A 20,506-nucleotide genomic window follows, 5' to 3' on the forward strand; every position below is an offset into this window, starting at 1 on the left:
GCCAGACTCATAATTTATACAGTTGTATAGCTGATATACCCAGTGGAGGAACCCATGACGACACGTTATGACAGCGATTTTTATGGTTGGACTCGGGAGCAGGCAGGTTTGCTTCGTTCCGGTAACTTGAGTCAATTGGATAGGGAAAACCTTTCGGAGGAAATAGAAAGTATGGGAAATAGCCAAAGAAACGAGCTGGAATCTCGTCTTGAGGTACTGTTTCTTCACCTCCTAAAATGGCAATTCCAATCTGAACGGCAAGGTCGGAGCTGGAAGCTTACGATTGAAGAGCAGAGAAGAAAAATAGCCCGTCGTCTTAAAAAAAAATCCCAGCTTAAAGTCAGAACTTAGCGAAATTTCCTCTGATGCTTATGGTGATGCCATTATTGCAGCGGAGAGGGAAACTAATATTAGGCGTAGCGTATTTCCTGAAACTTGTCCTTGGACATTTGAGCAAATAATGGATGAGAATTTTTGGCCTGAATAGACTCGATAAATTTGTTTTTCCAAATGAAAGGTCAAACCACCGGCTTTAAGCTGCAATACTGTGTTGTACCTTTATGGTGAATGGGGCGCTAATCGATTTTGATGATAAATGTACTGTTTTTACGGTATGCCAATAATCTGTCAGGCTCATAATTTATACAGTTGCATAGCTGATATACAAGTGGAGGAACCATGACGACACGTTATGACAGCGATTTTTATGGTTGGACTCAGGAGCAAGCTGGTTTGCTTCGTTCCGGTGATTTGAGCCAGTTGGATACGGAGAATCTTCTTGAGGAAATTGAGGCTATGGGGCGAAGCGAGCGCAGAGAATTACGATTCCGGTTGGAAATTTTACTCGCACACTTACTGAAATGGAGATATCAGGCAGATCGCAGAGGGAGAAGTTGGGAACTGACCATTGAAGAACAGCGTGATAAGGCAATTGACTGTTTGCAAGAGTCTCCCAGTTTGAAAAATAAGTTGGATGAGCATTTGGAAAAAGCCTACACGACTGCCCGTCGATTGGCAGAAAAAGAAACGTTAATTAATCGGAATATATTTCCTGAAACTTGTCCTTGGACGTTTGAGCAAATAATGGATGAGAACTTTTGGCCTGAATAGACTCGATAAATTTGTTTCCTGACGCACTGATTTTGAACGGTGCGTTTTCTCACTACTCAACAACTCAGTTGATTAATTTTCATTTCACTGTAAGCAGTATTAATAGAAATTATTTGCTTTTCAGTGGATACTCATTGTATTAGCTAAAATTATCCTTTTTTATTTCCGAACTTTAGTGGTTCGAAAAAGAATAAAAGCGGACAATTTGCCCGCTCTTGTTAAACTTAATACAGCCAGTCGCGTCCCATCCGGTCAGCAGCCATAATAGCGGCGTACACTTTTTCCGGTGTCACTTCAAAAGGCAGGTTGTGAATGGTTTCTTCCTCGGCACAACTTGCTTTCGCTACTGCCATCACTTTTTCTTTCAGTCTTTCACCATCTTTTACCCCAAGTTGATCCAGAGTAACCGGTAGTCCCATCTGTACACAGAAATCAAGGAAAGTGTCTAATTCTTCATTTGGGCTATTTTCCAGTATTAGTTGAACTAATATCCCGAAGGCGACTTTTTCACCGTGGTACATGTGGTGGCATTCTTCTAATACGGTAAAGCCATTGTGTATGGAATGAGCGGCGGCTAAACCTGTATTTTCAAAGCCCAGGCCGCTTAAGTAAGTAATAGCTTCGATAACATTTTCCACCGCCGGTGTGCTGACGCCGGCTTCAACAGCCAGCTTTGCTTTATAGCCCTCTTCTAACAAAGTTTCGTAACAGAGATGGGAAAGGGCTATTGCGATACGGGATATCCCGCCATCTGTCATTCGCGGTTTATGGCTGGCTCCACAAACGCGGGCTTCGAAGTAAGTTGCCAGCGCGTCGCCAATTCCGGCAATCAGAAAACGGGTTGGGGCTTTAGCGATAAGGCTGGTATCGACTAGGACAATATCTGGGTTTGTTGGGAAAAACTGATAGTCTTCATATTTGCCATCATCACTGTAAATAACAGAGAGTGCGCTAGTTGGGGCGTTAGTGGAAGCAATAGTGGGAGCAATCAGAACAGGTAATCTGGATTCGTAAGCAACCGCTTTTGCAGTATCTTGTACTTTGCCGCCACCGATGCCAATAACGGCTTGGCATTCATGTTTTTTAAGAATGTCAGACAGGCGTTTAATCTCATTCCGGCTACATTCACCGCCAAAAACTTCAAAATGGCGAGTAATTTCATGCTGTTCCAGGCTGTTATGAACGGTATCTCCCACCAATTTCATTGCGGAGTTACCAATGATAACCAAAACGTGGTCGGCGATAGTTTTTGTGTATTTACCAATATGGAGCAGGGCATCAGGTCCCTGAATATATTTGGAGGGGGATTGAATAATTTTCAACATAAGAATATTCCTTTTGTGGAAACTCAATATCTGTTTGTCGCATCAATTTTCCTAACGAACAGGGAACAAAATGTGACAAGCCGGTAAACTGTCTTCGGGTGAAAAAAGTACTTAAATTACTTAACAGGCTAACACCATCTATAAAAATTAATGGTTGGTTATGGATAAATAAAGTTGTTATACCCGTTTTATAGTAGGAAATGTGTGTTTTTTTGATCTATGCCCGGATCTTTGCACTGGAACAGGCCCTTCTTCTCCATTGGGCCTGGCTGAGTTTGGTGAAGTTAGCGCCATAATGACTGCCTGACAAAATGGTCCTATTTTTTCAATTTTTTTCAATTTTTAAGCCATATGTCTTAAATTTCTCAAGCACAATTGCTATTTCCTCCCGGCTCAGAATAGGAACTGGATTTTGGATCGCCAGGGTCTGTAAATATAGATGAGCGAGCACTTCAACTTCATGCGCGAGCCACAATGCTTTTTGTAGATTAACCTCGCAAACAATCATCCCATGATGCTGTAATAGAATGGCTTTTCTGTTTTTAAAACCATTAAATACATAGTCAGAGAGTTGTTTGGTGCCAAATGTTGCATAAGGTACACAGGGAATTGAATCTCCTCCCGCTGCTGCAATCATGTAATGAATGGCCGGGATTGGCTTATTTAAAATAGAAACTGCTGTGCAATGAATTGCATGATTATGGACAACGGCATTGGCATCGGGTCTGGCATGATAGACCGCCTGATGAAAACGCCATTCACTTGAGGGGATCTTATTATCCTCATGTTGACCGTTTTCATCTACATAAACAATATGTGTTTCAATCAATTGTTCATAAGGGATTCCTGTTGGCGTAATTAACATGCCATTATTATAGCGGACACTGACATTACCCGCTGTGCCTTGATTTAATCCTAATCGCGTCATTTCTAAGCATGTATTAATAATTTCACGAGATAATGTACTTCTTTTCATGATTATTTACCTTGTTTAAATTAGAAGTATGCTTTTATGCTAGTCAATGAAAAATAGATAAATGAAGTTTGCTATTTGTTTTTGTTGTAATACTTTGTTGTTTTCAAATAAATATTTGGATCAATTTTTGTGATTAAGCTCAAATGTTTTTATCACTTTTTGGGTTTTAAATATATCTCTATTTGTTTTTATATTCCGTATTTTTCATTTTTAACTCAAACGGTCATTTTTTGGTTTTATTGACCGTTTTTTTATAAAAAAGATTATCCGGTCATTTTTATGACCGAATTAAATAAAAAAGACACAAACGGGCATGTATAATAGATTTATTTCAGTGATTAGGTTCACAATTTAACGGCATGAATAAATAAGTGTGATTAGGATCATTTTATTATCTTATAGATGACTGAAAATATGGGTTATTCTGGATTCTGGATTCTGGATTCTGGATTCTGGATTCTGGATTCTGGATTCTGGATTCTGGATTCTGGATTCTGGAAGACTTACAGTATCAACTGCGATAGATGAGGGAGCTATGGATAATATATCGATGCAATCAAGTATAATGCGGGATAATAAAAAAAATAGAGGTTATTTAATCCCTTTTACTCTTTTATGTTCTCTGTTTTTTTTATGGGCTGTGGCAAATAACTTAAATGATATATTGTTGCCTCAATTTCAAAAAGCTTTTGTCTTAACAAATTTCCAAGCAGGATTAATTCAATCGGCATTTTATTTTGGTTATTTTATTATTCCTATTCCTGCTGGCATATTAATGAATAAGTTAAATTATAAAGCAGGGATAATTACTGGATTATTATTTTATGCTGTTGGTGCTGCCCTTTTTTGGCCTGCCGCAGAAGCGATGAGTTATACACTATTCTTGGTGGGGCTGTTTATTATCGCTGCGGGGTTAGGGTGCTTGGAAACAGCGGCTAACCCTTTCGTCACAGTATTAGGGCCTGAAAAAACCGGACATTTTCGTATTAATCTGGCACAAACATTTAACTCGTTTGGGGCAATTGTCGCCGTTATTTTTGGGCAAAGTTTAATTTTATCTGATGTCCCTCATTTCCCCCAAGAAATACTTGATAAAATGACTGTTGAACAACTTGATACTTATAATCACAGTCTCGTCTTAGCGGTACAGTCCCCTTATATGATTATCGCTGCTGCTGTTTTAATGATTGCATTTTTGATTTTATTTACTAAATTCCCAGTGATACAAAGTGATACGCATGATAATAGCAGCTCATTCTTTGAGTCTTTAGGTCGCCTGATTAAAGTCAAGCATTGGCGCTGGGCAGTGTTAGCGCAATTTTGCTATGTCGGTGCGCAGACAGCTTGCTGGAGTTACCTGATTCGTTATGCTGTTGATGAAATTCCAAGTATGACTCCGGGGTATGCCGCCAATTATCTGACCGCGACAATGGTGTTTTTCTTTATTGGTCGATCGACGGGTACTTGGTTAGTTAAGCGATTTGCGCCAGAAAAAGTATTAGCTTGTTATGCCTTGATATCCATGATCCTTTGCATTATTTCCGCGTTGGTGGGGGGATACATCGGCTTAATTGCATTGACCATTTGTAGCATGTTTATGTCTATTCAATACCCAACCATCTTTTCATTAGGAATTAAAGGATTAGGTCAGGATACCAAATATGGCTCTTCACTCATTGTAATGACGATTGTTGGCGGCGGCATTGTGACGCCTATTATGGGATTTGTCAGTGATGCGGTGGGCCACATTCCAACGGCTGAACTTGTACCTGCTTTCTGTTTTGCTGTGATCTTTATTTTCGCAAAATTCCGCGCGAATGCGTTACCCGGTAATCCATTTAATTCAAAGAGCAAATAATAATTTTATTTATATGAGGAAAGTGCATGAAAAAGAATATGAACTTACCCAAGATTGGTATTCGCCCAGTAATTGATGGCCGTCGTATGGGAGTGCGTGAATCACTCGAAGAGCAAACCCTGAATATGGCAAAAGCGACAGCTAATTTATTGACTGGACATATTTACCATGCTTGCGGTACCCCTGTTGAATGCGTTATTGCAGACACATGTATTGCTGGTCTTGCTGAATCCGCAGCTTGTGATGAAAAATTTAGTGGATTAAATATTGGTTTGACAATTACCGTCACACCGTGTTGGTGCTATGGCAGTGAAACATTAGATATGGAGCCAACAAGACCAAAAGCGATTTGGGGATTTAATGGGACTGAACGTCCAGGTGCCGTTTACCTTGCGGCAGCCTTAGCCGCCCACTCGCAAAAAGGTATCCCCGCTTTTTCTATATACGGACATGAAGTTCAAGATGCTGATGACACTCGTATTCCTGATGATGTCAAAGAAAAATTGCTACGATTTGCTCGTGCCGGATTAGCTGTTGCTAGTATGAAAGGAAAAACTTACCTTTCTATTGGCGGTGCATCAATGGGCATCGCAGGTTCAATTGTTGATCATGATTTTTTTGAATCTTGGCTTGGTATGAAAGTCCAATTTGTTGATATGACAGAATTACGCCGTCGTATTGATCAGCAAATATATGATGAAGAGGAACTTGAGATTGCTTTATCTTGGGCAGATAACTATTTCCAATATGGTGAAGATCTGAATGCTAAACAATATCACCGTTCACCAGAAAGTCGTCGTCAAGTTCTTCGCGAAAGTTTACTCATGGCTATTTGCATTCGCGACATGATGCAGGGAAACCCAAAACTGAAAGAAAAAGGGTATGGTGAAGAAGCACTCGGCTACAACGCGATTGTGGCGGGTTTTCAGGGGCAACGTCATTGGACAGATCAATACCCCAATGGCGATACTGCGGAAGCGATTTTGAATAGTTCATTTGACTGGAACGGCATCCGTCAGCCCTTTACGGTCGCAACTGAGAATGACAGTCTAAATGGCGTTGCGATGTTATTTGGCCATATGCTAACAGGGACGGCACAGATTTTTGCTGATGTTCGAACTTTCTGGTCTCCAGAATCTGTCGAGCGTGTTACGGGCAAAAAACTCACGGGACAGGCTGAAAATGGGGTGATTCATCTGATTAATTCAGGCTCTGCAACACTGGATGGGACTTGTTGCCAAAAAGACGCTCAAGGCTATCCTACGATGAAGCCTCACTGGGAAATTACCAGAGAGGAAGTGGATGCTTGTCTGGCTGCAACGCAATGGCGCCCGGCGCTTCATGAATATTTCAGAGGGGGTGGCTTCTCCTCCAAATTCTTAACAAAAGGCGGCGTTCCTTTCACCCTGAGTCGTGTCAATATTATTAAAGGTCTTGGCCCAGTCCTGCAAATCGCTGAGGGTTGGAGTGCGGAGTTGCCTAAAGATATCCATGACGTTCTGGATAAGCGGACAAATGAAACCTGGCCGACAACTTGGTTTGTTCCGCGTTTAACCGGTAGAGGCGCCTTTAAGGATGTGTACTCCGTTATGGCGAATTGGGGAGCTAATCATGGTGTGCTTTCTATTGGTCATGTTGGCGCCGATTTCATTACATTAGCTTCTATGCTTAGGATTCCTGTTTGTATGCATAACGTGGATGAGAAAGCCATTTATCGTCCTTCTGCATGGAGTGCGCACGGTATGGAGCCAGAGGGTTCAGATTACCGAGCCTGTAAAAACTATGGGCCTCTCTATAAGAAATAGTGGCTGTTGGCGGTACGAATTGTGCCGCCTCTATTCCAGACAGGAGAGCGTATGATTCAAGATATCGTTTTAGTTTTGGATTGTGGGGCCACCAATGTGCGGGCTATTGCGGTTGACTCTCAGGGTAATGTGATTGCAAAGGAGTCAACACCGAATACTAGTGAGCCTGATAACGCCAATCTTCACTGGCACATATGGTCGCTGGATGCCATTTTAGAACGGTTGGCAGGCTGTTGTCGTGTGATTATCCCTCAATTATCAAGTTATAAGATACGCGCAATAACGGTGACGACTTTTGGTGTTGATGGAACACTGGTCGACGCACAGGGTAGCCTACTTTATCCAATAATTAGTTGGAAGTGTCCACGAACAATCCCTATTGTTGAAAATATTGAGCGTTACTTCTCCGCTGAGAAATTGCAAACGATATCCGGTGTCGGGCAATTTAATTTTAATACGCTTTATAAATTAATTTGGTTAAAGGAAAATCATTCTACTCTTTTTGACAAAGCCCATGCATGGTTATTTATTTCTTCTTTAATCAATTATCGATTAACAGGAGTGATGTCAACTGATAGAACGATGGCTGGGACCAGTCAGTTGCTAAATATTCATAAGGAGCAGTTTAGTGGGGAAATTTTAGATGCGATTTCTATTTCAGAGACTTTATTTCCTGAACTCATTGCTGTCGGCGAACAAATTGGTACTTTGACATCAGAAATAGCTAAAGAATTTCACTTGCCTGCGGGAATTCCAGTTATTTCTTCTGGACATGATACGCAATTTGCTTTATTTGGCTCAGGTGCGGGTTTGAATCAACCTGTTTTATCTTCCGGCACCTGGGAAATTCTGATGGTACGCACCCCTCATGTGAATACTCATATTTTACCTTATTATACTGGCTCTACATGTGAATTAGACGCAAGAAAAGGGATCTTTAATCCAGGATTACAATGGTTGGCTTCTGGAATACTTGAATGGATCAGACAGCTTTTTTGGCAAGGTATTTCCCCTTCGGATGCTTATCTTCAAATGATCCATGAAGCTTTATCTGTTCCTCCCGGCGCTAATAACTTAAGAATGAATTGTCGTTTATTAACCTCCGAGGCGGGATGGTGCGGAATAACGTTAAATACTGAACGACGTCATTTTTATCGTGCCGCATTAGAAGCGTTAGGATATCAATTAAAACAAAACCTATCTCTTTTGGAAAAGATAAGTGGATTTCATACTAAGGAGTTGATATTAGTGGGCGGCGGTAGCCGAAATTATCTTTGGAATCAAATAAAAGCAGATATTTTAAACCTACCCATAAAAGTCGTTAATGAATCCGAGACGACGGTATTAGGCGCTTCTTTCTTTGCCTGGTTTGGTATCGGTTGCTATGAATCGTCAGAAAAGGCTCGTGAGCAGTTTTCTTATCGCTATGCACTGTATACACCTAGTGAGCACCAAGAGGCTTATAACTTATTAGCTAAAAGTTTTATATAGGAATAGGTAATCTTCCGTTAAAGACAATTGTCCTATTTATTTCTTCTCTCCATCTCTTTTAAACATGTCGGTTAAAGTAGGAAATGGTAACGTTTTTGCTATCATCGTCACAGAGAAAACGACTAAATGTGGAAATATATTGCTAAACAAGGCGTGGTTTTCTAATGCTGATATTGGGCAGAATCATCCTATTCTGTCCCAATATCAAAGGGATTCCTTTATGAGAAATGAACGTCATCAAAAAATCATGGATCTTCTTCATCACCATGAATCATTAACAACTACTGAACTTTCCGTAGTTTTACAAGTGAGTAAAGAGACAATACGTCGGGATCTGCGATTTCTTCAAGAGCATGGTTATCTTCTTCGTCTGCATGGAAGAGCAAAAAGCTTAAACAGGGAAACACAGGATAATGGTGACTCTTTTAACATGCGGGTTAAAAGCCATTTTTCGAGTAAATCGCTTATTGCTCAACAAGCTGTGACTTGGATAAACGAAGGAATGATAATCGCACTTGATGCAAGTTCAACATGTTGGTATCTGGCAAAGCAACTTCCTGATATTAATATTACTATTTTTACCAATAGCATTCGTATTTGTCATGAATTATCAAAGAAGAAAAATATTCAATTAATCAGTTCAGGGGGAGTGCTGCATCGTAAATATGCTTGTTATATTAGTTCATCACTTATTACACAATTGAAAAATCTAGAGATCGATCTATTTATTTTTTCCTGTGATGGCATTGATGCAAATGGTGATTTATGGGATTCGAATATTGATAATGCGGAATTTAAAGAGATTCTTATAAAACGAGCATTACAATCAGTTTTGTTAATTGATAAGAGTAAAATTAACCGAAAAAGCGAAATTAGAATAGGAAATCGTAGTAATATCACTGACATAATATCGAATTATTAGGGCAGGGCGGCAGGTTATTGCTTTGTCCAATCTCTTAATCAAGCGATCTGATTAAGAGACAGGTATTTGTCGGGCGTATAAAAATCAGCTCACTTGAATATAGGTACTATTAGTTTGGTAGTTAAAGAAATATTTGAGGATCAGGTTCAATAAAATGCCGTAAGCGGGTAGGAAAAAGAGTAAGCAGATTAATAGCTTAAAGCAGTAATCGACTAACCCAATCTCGATCCAGTTAGCAGCCATGAAAGCATCGGTACTGCGATAGAATGCAATCGAGAAAAAGGCAAGGGTATCAAGTAAGTTGCCGAAGAACATCGCCGCTGCGGGAGCGACCCACCAATTACGTCTCTGGCGTAGACGATTGAAGACGTATACATCCAGTATCTGCCCGAGGAAGTAAGCCATAAAGCTGGCGCAAGCAATACGGGCAACAAACAGATTGAATTCAAGCAGCGCGGTAAACTCTTGCCACACGCCTTGGAAAAATAGGGCAGAAATCATATAAGAGATCAGCAATGCGGGGATCATAACGGTGGTAATGATTCTCCTTGCCAGTGGTGCGCCGTAGATACGAACCGTCAAATCAGTTGCAAGAAAAATAAATGGAAAAGTAAAGGCTCCCCAGGTGGTATGAAAACCGAAAATAGAGACGGGGAGCTGTACCAGATAATTACTGGAAGTAATAATTAGAATATGAAATAGCGAAAGCCAAATTAAAACGGTAGCACGCTGTTGTGTAATCGTAGTTGATAAAAACATTATTGTACCTTTTTGGAACATGGGGTGAGGGAACCCAATCAAATATCTGCCGTTTTAACTAACGGCGCTTCACATGATACGTCGGTTGTACACAAATTCAAAATGCCTGTATGTAAAGTTAATTTTTGCTAGCTTTTTTATAATATAATCCGCTTTTATAGATTGCCTGAAATTGTAGAGATAAGTTATGCCCGATGTGTTTACTAATCCAGACAAGACCCTTGATACACAAGGGCTTCGTTGTCCTGAACCGGTAATGATGGTGCGGAAAACCGTGCGTCATATGGAAGCAGGGCAGATGTTATTAATTCTTGCTGATGATCCGGCAACTACGCGTGATATTCCCAGTTTCTGCCGTTTTATGGAGCACCAATTGGTTGCGCAAGAAACGGAACAAATGCCTTATCGCTATCTGGTGCGGAAAAAAGAGTGTCAACTCTGAATATAACAGCCAGGTTGAGAAATGAACGCTTTTGCTTTTTACCATGCTTTCGAACGTCAATGAGCTTTCACCACTGAATTTATCTTGCTATAGCACAGGATATGAATCAGAAATAAGACTCATATCCTTAGCAACTAGGAGATTTTCATTTATTTCAGCTTAATCCTCAATAACCTTACCGCGTTTGCCGTCACAAGAGCGGTTGCGCCAGAATCCGCCAATACTGCCATCCATAAGCCTGTGATACCTAATAGGCTGGTGACAAGGAAGATCCCTTTTAGCCCTAGGGCAATAGTAATGTTTTGGCGGATATTATTGTGCGTTGCGCGGGAAAGGGTGATGATTTCCGACAAACCTGTCAGACGGTTGTGAGTCAATGCTGCATCTGCGGTTTCCAGAGCGACATCGGTACCGCTTCCCATCGCTACACCGATACTGGAAGCTTTCATTGCGGGTGCGTCATTGATGCCGTCGCCGACCATCATTGTGTTGTGATCTTTATTCAATGCAATGACTGCTTTGACTTTATCTTCCGGCATTAGCCCAGCGCGGAAATCTATTCCTAACTGACCTGCAATTGCCGTTGCTGCACGTGGGTTATCCCCCGTTAACATCACTGATTTAATCCCTTGATCTTTCAGTAAACGGATGGCATCAATTGCATCTTGACGTAACGTATCTTGCATCGCGATAAGGCCAGTAAATTGTTCATCATGCATTACGGCGACAACGGTTTTACCGCAATCTTCTAACTGAACAATTTTTTGTTTCCAATGATCAGATAACGTGTTTTCTGGCAGTTTTCCGGGGGCACTGACGAGAATACGTTTACCGTCTAACTGACCTTCAACACCAACCCCCGCCAACGCTTTACGCTGTTCAGCTTCGGTAATATTAACCTTTTTACTTTCTGCGTATTGCAAAATGGCTTTAGCCAGTGGGTGGTGGGAGCCACTTTCTACTGCGGAAGCCAAAGTTAATAACTGAGATTCGCTGATGTTTTCTGCTGGTTGTACATCTGTGACTTGTGGTTTACCGGCGGTCAGCGTACCGGTTTTATCAAAAGCGATTGTGGTGATTAGTCCCAGTTGTTCCAGCGCCGCACCGCCTTTAATCAAGGCGCCTCGGCGGGTTGCTGCGGCAAGGGCGGAGGTAATCGCGGCGGGTGTGGAAATTACCAAAGCACAAGGGCAACCGATCAGTAGCAAAGTCAGACCACGGTAGATCCATGTTTCCCAAGGCTGGCTGAATACAGTAGGTGGAATAATGATAACCAACGCGGAGAACAGCATAATCAGCGGAGTGTAAATTCGACTAAAACGGTCAATGAAGCGCTCAATCGGTGCGCGGCGTTCTTCGGCTTCTTCAATCAGTTGCAGAATACGGTCAATGGCATTATTGCCCTGTTCGGACAGCACTTTCATTTGGACGGCGCGATCCACGGACAAACAACCTGCCGGAACTTTTTCTCCCTGCGTTCGTTCAACCGGAATAGATTCGCCTGTCAGCGCACTTTCATCAAAGCTGGCGAATGAATTGAGTAATTCTGCGTCAGTGGGTAAACGTCCGCCTGGAGCAATCTCAATAATATCGCCAGGACGGAGGTCTGAAACTGGGACGGTTCTTTTCTCACCATTTTTTATCAGTAGTGCTTCTTCGGGCACTAATGCCATCAATGCACTAACTCCTCGACGAGCACGGCCGGCAGCATAAGCTTCCAACATTTCACCAAGCATAAACAGCAGCAATACCATTGCCGCTTCAGCGGTGGCGTCGATAAACAGCGCACCGATGGCGGCGACACTCATCAATGTTTCAATGGCGAATGGCGTGCCTGATCGTATGAGCTGCCAGGCTTTGGTGACAATAGGCGCCAATCCAATCACGGTGGTAATAATAAAGGCAATACGGCCAAATGAGGGGTTGATGTGAGAGATTCCCCAACTTATCAGCATCATCAGTGAAAGAGTGATGATCGGGGCAAATTCTTTCCAGCGGCTGCTTTTTGCTGCTTTCTGACTTGAATCGGAATTGCGTAGAGCAAATCCAGCCTGATTAACGGCTTGAATAACTGCCAAACGGATATCTGTGTCCGCATCCACGACTAGTTTTTCTGTGGCGAATAGAACCTTGGCTTGTTTCACTTCTGGAATTTTGCTGACCGCAGTTTCAATTTTGCGGGCGCAGCTCGGACAATCCATACCATTGACCACCCAACTGAAACGTTGGCTTGCCAAAAGCTCAGGTGCTTGTGTCTCTTGTGTATCATGGGAAGGGCTATGCTTATGTGAGCAAGCCTTACCAGGTTCATGATTATGTAAATGCTCACTAACTTGTTTAGCCTGATCTGAACAAGTGGTAGTCGCACAGCAGCTTCCATGCTGGTGGTTATGTTGATGAGCACTATTTTTGTTTGAATTTGAGTACATGGACTCCCCCTGAACAGAGTTAACTCAAAGATAATAATTAAACTCTACACTTTGGAGCCTACTCTAGAGTCAAACAAAAAAAGAAAATAAATGGGTAAATTGCGCGACTGAGTACGGCTGTTCATTTTCAATATAATTTTTCTCTTAAAGATAAAGGGAACGAATAATTAGAAAATGGCCGATAAAATAACAGGTTGCCACAATCGCCTTAGAAGATTTGAATTGGAACCGGTAATGGTTAATCAACCAGAAACTGTGTGACAGTAACAACAAGATAGTGCCTGCTAACAGAGAGAAACCATACGCTGTATTAAGGGAGAAGTATTGCTCACCTGCCATCCACACCATTATCAGGAGCATAACGACAGAGGCGACAACCAGCCAGCGCATTTCCTCCAGTTTATTCCAAATAACCAGCAGAATAATGGAACCTAGAACCAGCAAAATTAATGGCAACGGGAAGAAGAAACTGAAATTCATCTGTGATACAAAGCTTATCGTGTAGAGCAGATAACAGAGGAATAATGTGCTTAGAGAGAATAGTGAATACTTACTGGGGAGCATGCGCAGGGCATCTGATATTAAAGCAGTCAATAACCCAAGACAGATTAAATAACCTGAAATATGCAGCTCAGGTGCTTGCCATGCCCACAATAACAACAATAGTAAAGTGATTGGCCTAAATAGCCACCTTTGCCAGTTTGGACCACGGTAAGCTGCGTCAACATACAACCAACCAGAGAAAAATACTGCGATAAATGGCCAGCTCATCTTCGTTCCTTAAATAAGTGATGGATAAGGGGTCTGCTCTCTTACTATTAAAATATATACTGAAATAATGGTTATTGGTTTAAGTATCTGTGCGGAAATAGGCAGTGAATTAAAAAATGGTTTATCTGTTTGAGACAGATGGCGACAGTTTTTGGACTCATACCGGAAAGGGGAATGAAATAAATCATTCCTCACATAATTGTATATACTTTCCGGGTACTAGGGTGCGTGTCCACTATTTGAGGTGATGACTTTTCTCTTTCCGTTGTTTTTTCTGCATTGACAGTAGCTCAAAGACACCAAAAAAGAAGATTTTAGTTTGCATCAGGCTAGAGAGTTTTTGCTCTTTTGGCTGACTGGATTTCAGAAGCAGCATTTGAAATGCATGCATAACCACCATGAAAATCATGGCGACATCCATGAAATACTTCAATGGTTTTGGAAATGGATGGATCAGGTTAAAGATCAGAAATCCCCAAACGCAGATCATTAACAGTTTGCCTAATTGAATAAACATCAGTGTTACTCCAAAGTAATCATTATGCAGGTAAGTAACGGATATAGAGCCGATATGCGACTTGTCCGGCGACTTTTTCACGATGAAGTTGCCAGTTACCAGGCACATCAATCGCCGTTGATTCAGATTCAGCTTCAACATAAATCCAGCTTTCATCTGCCAGCCAATTTTGCTCTTCCAACAATTTTATGGTTTCGCTAAGCATTCCTTTACGAAAAGGAGGATCAAGGAAAACGACATCGTAGGGTTTTCCTGATCGAGATAAATGGGTTAATGCACTGTCGTTAATGACCTCGGCATTTTGGGCACTGAGCAAATCCAAATTCGTGGAAAGCTGTTTGGCTATATTACGTTCATATTCAATCAGGGTAACTTGTGCTGCATAACGAGAAAGTGCCTCTAATCCAAGTGCTCCGCTTCCTGCATAGCAATCTAAGCAGTGTGCTTCCTGAATAACCGGGGCTAGCCAGTTAAATAGCGTTTCTCTGACGCGATCTGTCGTTGGACGTAATCCGGGGCTATCCGGTACAGGTAATTTTCGGCCTCGCCATTTTCCACCAATAATGCGGATTTGTCCCATCGATTGCCGTTGTGGTTTCTTTGCCATAATTTGCGTAACAGTTATTAAGACTTACAGGCATTAATTTACCATGAAATTCATGATTGATATGTGTTGAGTTATTACGAAAATGTTAGACTGACTCTAATTTCGTTATTATTCCTTGTTGTAACGCCATGATTTAACCTTGAGGAGTGCAGTGGCTAATGGCAAAAGAGAAAAAAAGAGGCTTTTTCTCCTGGTTCGGGCGTGGCCGTCAGGAAGAGCAGCAAAAAGAAGAACAATTGGCAGCGGAGCAGGTGGAACAGCAACGTCTTGCAGAGGAAGCTGCAAGATTGGCGGCAGAACAAGCAGAACAGCAGCGTTTGGCCGAGGAAGCCGCAAGATTAGCGGCGGAACAAGCAGAACAGCAACGTCTTGCAGAGGAAGCCGCAAGGTTGGCGGCGGAACAGGCAGAACAGCAACGTCTGGCCGAGGAAGCCGCAAGATTAGCGGCGGAGCAGGCAGAACAACAACGTCTTGCAGAGGAAGCCGCAAGGTTGGCGGCGGAGCAGGCAGAACAGGAGCAAACTGAACAGCCAAAGCCAGTTGTGAAAGAGCAAGAGCGCCCGACTAAAGAGGGCTTTTTCTCTCGTTTGAAACGCAGTTTGGTTAAAACCCGTCAGAATCTAGGGTCCGGTTTTCTCAGCCTATTCAGTGGTAAAAAGATTGATGATGATCTGTTTGATGAATTGGAAGAGCAGTTATTGATTGCCGATGTTGGTGTTGATACTACCCGTAAAATCATTAGCAGTTTGACAGAGCATGCCAGCCGTAAAGAGCTAAAAGATGCAGAAGCCTTGTATGCCAAACTAAAAGAAGAGATGTCTGATATTCTGACTAAAGTAAATCAGCCCTTGGACATTGAAGGAAAAACACCGTATGTCATTCTGATGGTTGGTGTTAATGGTGTGGGAAAAACGACGACCATTGGTAAATTGGCGCGTCAATTCCAGGCACAAGGTAAATCTGTCATGTTGGCAGCCGGAGATACTTTCCGTGCCGCCGCCGTTGAACAGCTACAGGTGTGGGGGGAACGTAACCATATTCCGGTGGTAGCGCAACATACTGGCGCAGATCCAGCTTCTGTGATTTTCGATGCTATTCAGTCAGCTAAAGCTAAAGGTGTAGATGTACTCATTGCAGATACCGCCGGTCGTTTGCAAAATAAATCTCATCTGATGGAAGAATTAAAGAAGATTGTCCGGGTGATGAAAAAACTGGATGAAAATGCTCCACATGAAATTATGCTGACATTGGATGCGAGTACCGGTCAGAATGCGATAAGTCAGGCTAAGCTGTTCCATGAAGCTGTTGGGTTGACAGGTATCTCATTGACAAAATTGGATGGTACTGCCAAAGGTGGGGTAATTTTCGCCATTGCTGATCAATTTGAAATTCCTATCCGTTATATTGGGGTTGGTGAAGGAATTGAAGATCTACGGCCATTTAAGGCAGACGACTTTATAGAGGCACTTTTTGCCCGAGAGGATTAATTACCTATGATTCGCTTTGAACAGGTCAGTAAAGCTTATCTGGGGGGACGGCAAGCCCTGCAAGGGGTGGATTTTCATTTGCGCCCTGCGGAAATGGCATTTCTAATCGGTCACTCAGGGGCAGGTAAAAGTACCTTGCTGAAACTCATCTGTGGCATTGAGCGGCCTAGCGCCGGGCATATCTGGTTTGCCGGTCATGATATCAGTCGGTTAAAAAGCCGTGAGGTACCTTTTCTGCGTCGTCAGATTGGTATGATTTTCCAGGATCATCATCTGCTGCTGGATCGGACGGTATACGATAATGTGGCAATGCCGCTGATTATTTCAGGCGCCAGTTCGGAAGATATCCGTCGTCGGACTTCTGCGGCTCTGGATAAGGTGGGTCTGCTGGACAAAGCGAAAAATTTCCCAATTCAGCTTTCAGGGGGAGAACAACAACGTGTCGGCATTGCTCGTGCGGTTGTGAATAAGCCGACGGTTTTGTTGGCGGATGAACCTACCGGTAATCTGGATGGTGAGTTGTCAGAGGGGATTTTACGACTGTTTGAAGAATTCAATCGGGTAGGGGTGACAGTGCTGATGGCGACCCATGATATGACACTGATTGAAAGACGGAAATATCGTATTCTGACTCTAAGCCAGGGCCGTATGGCGGGAGAGCATCATGGTTAAAAATGTGCGTAAGGCTGCGGGGAAAGTAACAAGATCGAAAAGTAAAGTTTTACAAGGAGGATGGCGTGAACAGTGGCGCTATGCTTGGATGAATACGTTGACAGATATGTCACGTCAGCCGTTGGCAACTTTGTTGACCGTGATGGTGATTGCGATCTCCCTGACATTACCAAGTGTTTGTTACATTGTGTGGAAGAATGTCAGCCAGGCTGCGGAAAAATGGTATCCCACCCCTCAACTGACTGTCTATCTCGATAAATCACTGGATGATAGCAGTGCTCAGAAATTAATAACTGAGCTAAAAGCACTTGATGGTGTGGATAATGTCAACTATCTCTCACGTCAGGAAGCCATGACAGAATTCCGCGCCTGGTCTGGTTTTGGTAATGCGTTGGATATGTTGGAAGAGAATCCGTTGCCCGCGGTGGCTATTATCACACCGAAAATCGATTTTCAGAGCTCACAGACGTTAACCACACTGCATGATAGAGTTTCTCAGGTTAAAGGTATTGAAGAAGTTCGGATGGATGATAGCTGGTTTGCCCGTCTGGCGGCGCTGACAGGTCTTATCGGTCAGATTGCGACAGTGATCGGTATCCTGATGATCGTTGCGTTGTTTTTGGTCATTGGTAATAGTGTGCGTCTCACTATTTTCAGTCATCGTGATACGATTAACGTGATGAAGCTTATTGGTGCAACGGATGGCTTTATTTTGCGCCCGTTCCTCAATGGCGGTGTTTTGTTGGGGGCTTTGGGGGCAATTTTATCGTTAATTCTGTCTGCCCTGTTGGTGTGGAAACTTTCTGATGTTGTCACCCAGGTTGCCAGCGTGTTTGGCACGACATTTAATTTACATGGGCTTTCATGGGATGAGTCCCTGCTGCTGGTTTTGCTCTCCGCGATGATTGGTTGGGCCGCTGCCTGGTTGGCGACAACTCAGCATTTGCGCCATTTTACGCCAGAATAAAACGATAATCTTTTCAACAGGCTGAGCGAGATCAGCCTGACAACGCAATAATCATCTCCTTTTTTCCTTAGGTAAGGATTTCTTATTCACTGACTTAAATCCAAAATCATGATTTTCTACTGTGTAGAATTAATTAAAAAGGTGCTTGTACTCTCTCAGTGAACCTGACGGGTACTTTTATGAAATGGAATTAATATTTGTAGGAGATAGTACAAATAAAGTTAGTTGCATAAAGATAAAACTATCTGTTATTTTTTGTTCTGCGATCCCGTTATAGGGATGGTCGGTGCTAAAATTATTACTCTTCCACGGATCTGTAACTTGAATATGCACATTCTGGTGATAGACTGTACCGCTGTATGTTGAATGTTAGTTCATATACACTGATGTAATCTAATCCATACTAACGATTTGAGCCTTATTTGAGAGGATTTGAATGGCCAAAGAAATGCAAACCTTAGCGTTAGTTCCTCAAGGAAGTCTAGAGGGCTATATCCGTGCCTCTAATACCTATCCAATGCTGACAGCAGAGGAAGAGAAGGAACTGGCTGAAAGGCTGCATTACCAGGGAGATCTGGATGCAGCTAAGAAGCTGATTCTGTCTCATCTGCGCTTCGTTGTTCATGTCGCTCGTAGCTATGCTGGTTATGGGCTGCCTCAGGCGGATTTAATTCAGGAAGGGAATATTGGCCTGATGAAAGCAGTACGTCGTTTTAACCCGGAAGTTGGGGTGCGTCTGGTTTCTTTTGCCGTTCACTGGATTAAAGCTGAAATCCATGAATATGTACTGCGTAACTGGCGTATTGTTAAAGTTGCAACAACTAAAGCACAGCGTAAGCTGTTCTTTAACCTGCGTAAAACTAAACAGCGCTTAGGGTGGTTCAATCAGGACGAAGTAGAAATGGTCGCCAAAGAACTTGGTGTGACCAGCAAAGATGTGCGTGAGATGGAATCTCGTATGTCAGCGCAGGATATGGCGTTTGATATGTCTGCCGATGATGATGGTCAGGAAGGTCAACCAGTTGCGCCAGTGCTGTATCTTCAAGATAAAGCTTCTGATTTTGCAGACGGCATTGAAGAGGACAATTGGGAAAACCATGCGGCTGATAAATTATCGGTAGCGATAGAAAGTTTAGACGAGCGCAGTCAGGACATTATCCGTTGCCGCTGGTTAGATGATGACAATAAATCTACCCTGCAAGAGCTGGCGGATAAATATGGTGTTTCTGCGGAGCGTGTACGTCAGCTTGAAAAAAATGCCATGAAAAAATTGCGTGTAGCCATTGAGGCGTAAATATATACCCTATGGATTTCAATATGCATCGCGACGGCAAGGGAGCGAATCCCCGGGAGCATAGATAACTATGTGACCGGGGTGAGCGAGTGCAGCCAACAAAGAGGCAACTTGAAAGATGACGGGTATAAAGTGATTTTGCGTTAACGCATTCATTATTAATAAATTAAAAGGGCGATAATGGTTTATCGCCTTTTTTTATTTTTCACAGTTGTCATCTCACTCAGTTAATTCTATGAAATATGTGTCTTACAGGAGTTACGATCCCCGTCCGCACTGGACGAGGGCTTACTGCGGTTTTTGCTAAATTGGAAGCATCACCAGAAAAGCAAAGGAGCTGATTCAGCTCCTTTTTTACGATATTATTATGGATTACAGCCAGCTTTTTTCGTTGCGCTATACCCCACATGTTTACGGTAAGGATCGAGATTCCATTTATCTTTGTTACGGGCAATATCCACGTGGCAGTCGAACTGATTACGCATACCTTTCGTATTGTACCAGTGTGGGCTGTTGCTGAACTTACGCTCTAGTTCTTTGAATGCCTCATTGGTTCTACCGAAGTGAAGATTGCGACCACATTTGGTTGGCACAACCGCCAGTGTCATCTTGCCAAAGCGCTTTATCCACTTGCCCGATTCAATATACGGCCCATGACGGCAGTTATTGTGCCCATTGTTAGCGCTCGCAGGGAAAACAGCCATGCCGAAGAATAACACCAACAATACAAACCCTATTCTTTTCATATCACCTCCTAAACTACCCATAAATTGGGGTCAATGTGCATACCCAGTTGTAATGTGCATACCCAGTTATAATGGGCATACCCATTTATGATTATAATACTGAAAAATATTTCTTTTACCATATGTACATTATGTACATTAAATGTCACACATATCACATTGTGGATCACTCTGGTTTTATTGGATCATAATTTATCAGATCCCGCTGATCAGTATGGTGCCTAGCCTGGTGCCACATAGGCTTAGGGCTACCGCATGAACGTTTTTTATACACAATCTGTGGGTTTATTTTCAATGCTGGCTTTTTGCGACACTCTCTAAAGTCGAG

General features: G+C 42.5%; 18 protein-coding genes and 1 pseudogene. 11 read left to right on the forward strand and 8 right to left on the reverse strand.

The genetic code is table 11. From position 1 onward, the window contains the following. Positions 1–54: 54 nt before the first annotated feature. Together C6H66_RS01790 and C6H66_RS01795 are read left to right on the forward strand one after the other, a co-directional pair. Positions 55–487, forward strand: a pseudogene (locus C6H66_RS01790) (DUF29 domain-containing protein). Between the two features lie 191 nt (positions 488–678). Beyond that, positions 679–1,110, forward strand: coding sequence for a DUF29 domain-containing protein (locus C6H66_RS01795; RefSeq protein ID WP_105394645.1), 432 nt, complete (start codon positions 679–681; stop codon positions 1,108–1,110). A 224-nt stretch (positions 1,111–1,334) separates the two neighbouring features. Here C6H66_RS01795 and C6H66_RS01800 read toward each other — a convergent pair whose 3' ends face one another. Then, a complete protein-coding gene (locus tag C6H66_RS01800) occupies positions 1,335–2,435 on the reverse strand; it encodes a glycerol dehydrogenase (protein ID WP_105394646.1) in 1,101 nt (366 codons plus the stop codon). Positions 2,436–2,760: 325 nt separating this feature from the next. Then, positions 2,761–3,411: an L-fuculose-phosphate aldolase gene (gene fucA / locus C6H66_RS01805; protein ID WP_105394647.1), complete on the reverse strand. Its 651-nt coding sequence runs from the start codon at positions 3,409–3,411 to the stop codon at positions 2,761–2,763. A 535-nt stretch (positions 3,412–3,946) separates the two neighbouring features. Between fucA and fucP the strand changes: the two genes are divergently transcribed. The 4 genes from fucP (at position 3,947) to fucR (ending at position 9,487) form a co-directional block, all read left to right on the forward strand. Continuing rightward, positions 3,947–5,269 (forward strand): L-fucose:H+ symporter permease, encoded by a 1,323-nt coding sequence (gene fucP, locus C6H66_RS01810; RefSeq protein ID WP_105394648.1) that lies wholly within the window; start codon positions 3,947–3,949, stop codon positions 5,267–5,269. Positions 5,270–5,295: 26 nt separating this feature from the next. Then, the gene (gene fucI, locus C6H66_RS01815; RefSeq protein ID WP_105394649.1) at positions 5,296–7,074 is read left to right on the forward strand and encodes an L-fucose isomerase; all 1,779 of its coding nucleotides are present in this window, start codon (positions 5,296–5,298) and stop codon (positions 7,072–7,074) included. A gap of 51 nt (positions 7,075–7,125) precedes the next feature. Then, a complete protein-coding gene (gene fucK, locus C6H66_RS01820) occupies positions 7,126–8,565 on the forward strand; it encodes an L-fuculokinase (protein ID WP_046396019.1) in 1,440 nt (479 codons plus the stop codon). Between the two features lie 220 nt (positions 8,566–8,785). Further along, positions 8,786–9,487 (forward strand): L-fucose operon activator, encoded by a 702-nt coding sequence (fucR, locus tag C6H66_RS01825; RefSeq protein ID WP_105394650.1) that lies wholly within the window; start codon positions 8,786–8,788, stop codon positions 9,485–9,487. Positions 9,488–9,571: 84 nt separating this feature from the next. Here fucR and C6H66_RS01830 read toward each other — a convergent pair whose 3' ends face one another. Beyond that, positions 9,572–10,246 carry a 7-cyano-7-deazaguanine/7-aminomethyl-7-deazaguanine transporter gene (locus C6H66_RS01830; RefSeq protein ID WP_046396021.1) on the reverse strand — a complete coding sequence of 225 codons (675 nt, stop codon included), beginning with the start codon at positions 10,244–10,246 and terminating at the stop codon, positions 9,572–9,574. Between the two features lie 187 nt (positions 10,247–10,433). Here C6H66_RS01830 and tusA point away from each other — a divergent pair, with 187 nt between their 5' ends. Beyond that, positions 10,434–10,688, forward strand: coding sequence for a sulfurtransferase TusA (gene tusA, locus C6H66_RS01835; RefSeq protein WP_105394651.1), 255 nt, complete (start codon positions 10,434–10,436; stop codon positions 10,686–10,688). Between the two features lie 149 nt (positions 10,689–10,837). Here tusA and C6H66_RS01840 read toward each other — a convergent pair whose 3' ends face one another. From C6H66_RS01840 to rsmD, 4 genes are all read right to left on the reverse strand, one after another. Continuing rightward, positions 10,838–13,117 (reverse strand): zinc/cadmium/mercury/lead-transporting ATPase, encoded by a 2,280-nt coding sequence (locus C6H66_RS01840; RefSeq protein WP_105394652.1) that lies wholly within the window; start codon positions 13,115–13,117, stop codon positions 10,838–10,840. 144 nt (positions 13,118–13,261) lie between these two features. Continuing rightward, positions 13,262–13,888 (reverse strand): lysoplasmalogenase, encoded by a 627-nt coding sequence (locus C6H66_RS01845; protein WP_046396023.1) that lies wholly within the window; start codon positions 13,886–13,888, stop codon positions 13,262–13,264. Positions 13,889–14,123: 235 nt separating this feature from the next. Continuing rightward, complete coding sequence (locus C6H66_RS01850) at positions 14,124–14,405, reverse strand: DUF1145 family protein (protein WP_040149246.1); 282 nt, start codon at positions 14,403–14,405, stop codon at positions 14,124–14,126. A gap of 22 nt (positions 14,406–14,427) precedes the next feature. Beyond that, entirely contained in the window at positions 14,428–15,012 is a 585-nt protein-coding gene (gene rsmD, locus C6H66_RS01855; RefSeq protein WP_046396024.1) for a 16S rRNA (guanine(966)-N(2))-methyltransferase, read from the reverse strand. Positions 15,013–15,170: 158 nt separating this feature from the next. Between rsmD and ftsY the strand changes: the two genes are divergently transcribed. The 4 genes from ftsY to rpoH all read left to right on the forward strand — a co-directional run bounded on the left by ftsY (position 15,171) and on the right by rpoH (position 19,432). Then, the gene (ftsY, locus tag C6H66_RS01860; RefSeq protein WP_105394653.1) at positions 15,171–16,499 is read left to right on the forward strand and encodes a signal recognition particle-docking protein FtsY; all 1,329 of its coding nucleotides are present in this window, start codon (positions 15,171–15,173) and stop codon (positions 16,497–16,499) included. A 6-nt stretch (positions 16,500–16,505) separates the two neighbouring features. Further along, a complete protein-coding gene (gene ftsE, locus C6H66_RS01865; RefSeq protein WP_036809359.1) occupies positions 16,506–17,171 on the forward strand; it encodes a cell division ATP-binding protein FtsE in 666 nt (221 codons plus the stop codon). Further along, positions 17,164–18,138 (forward strand): permease-like cell division protein FtsX, encoded by a 975-nt coding sequence (gene ftsX, locus C6H66_RS01870; RefSeq protein ID WP_105394654.1) that lies wholly within the window; start codon positions 17,164–17,166, stop codon positions 18,136–18,138. The genes ftsE and ftsX overlap by 8 nt, the downstream gene beginning before the upstream one ends. Positions 18,139–18,574: 436 nt before the next feature. Next, complete coding sequence (gene rpoH, locus C6H66_RS01875) at positions 18,575–19,432, forward strand: RNA polymerase sigma factor RpoH (RefSeq protein ID WP_036776026.1); 858 nt, start codon at positions 18,575–18,577, stop codon at positions 19,430–19,432. Positions 19,433–19,797: 365 nt separating this feature from the next. Here the strand turns inward: rpoH and C6H66_RS01880 are convergent, their stop codons facing one another. Beyond that, positions 19,798–20,178: a DUF2599 domain-containing protein gene (locus C6H66_RS01880; RefSeq protein WP_051560632.1), complete on the reverse strand. Its 381-nt coding sequence runs from the start codon at positions 20,176–20,178 to the stop codon at positions 19,798–19,800. Positions 20,179–20,506 lie beyond the last annotated feature (328 nt).

The sequence above is a fragment of the Photorhabdus hindustanensis genome (assembly GCF_002968995.1).
GTDB classification, from domain to species: domain Bacteria; phylum Pseudomonadota; class Gammaproteobacteria; order Enterobacterales; family Enterobacteriaceae; genus Photorhabdus; species Photorhabdus akhurstii.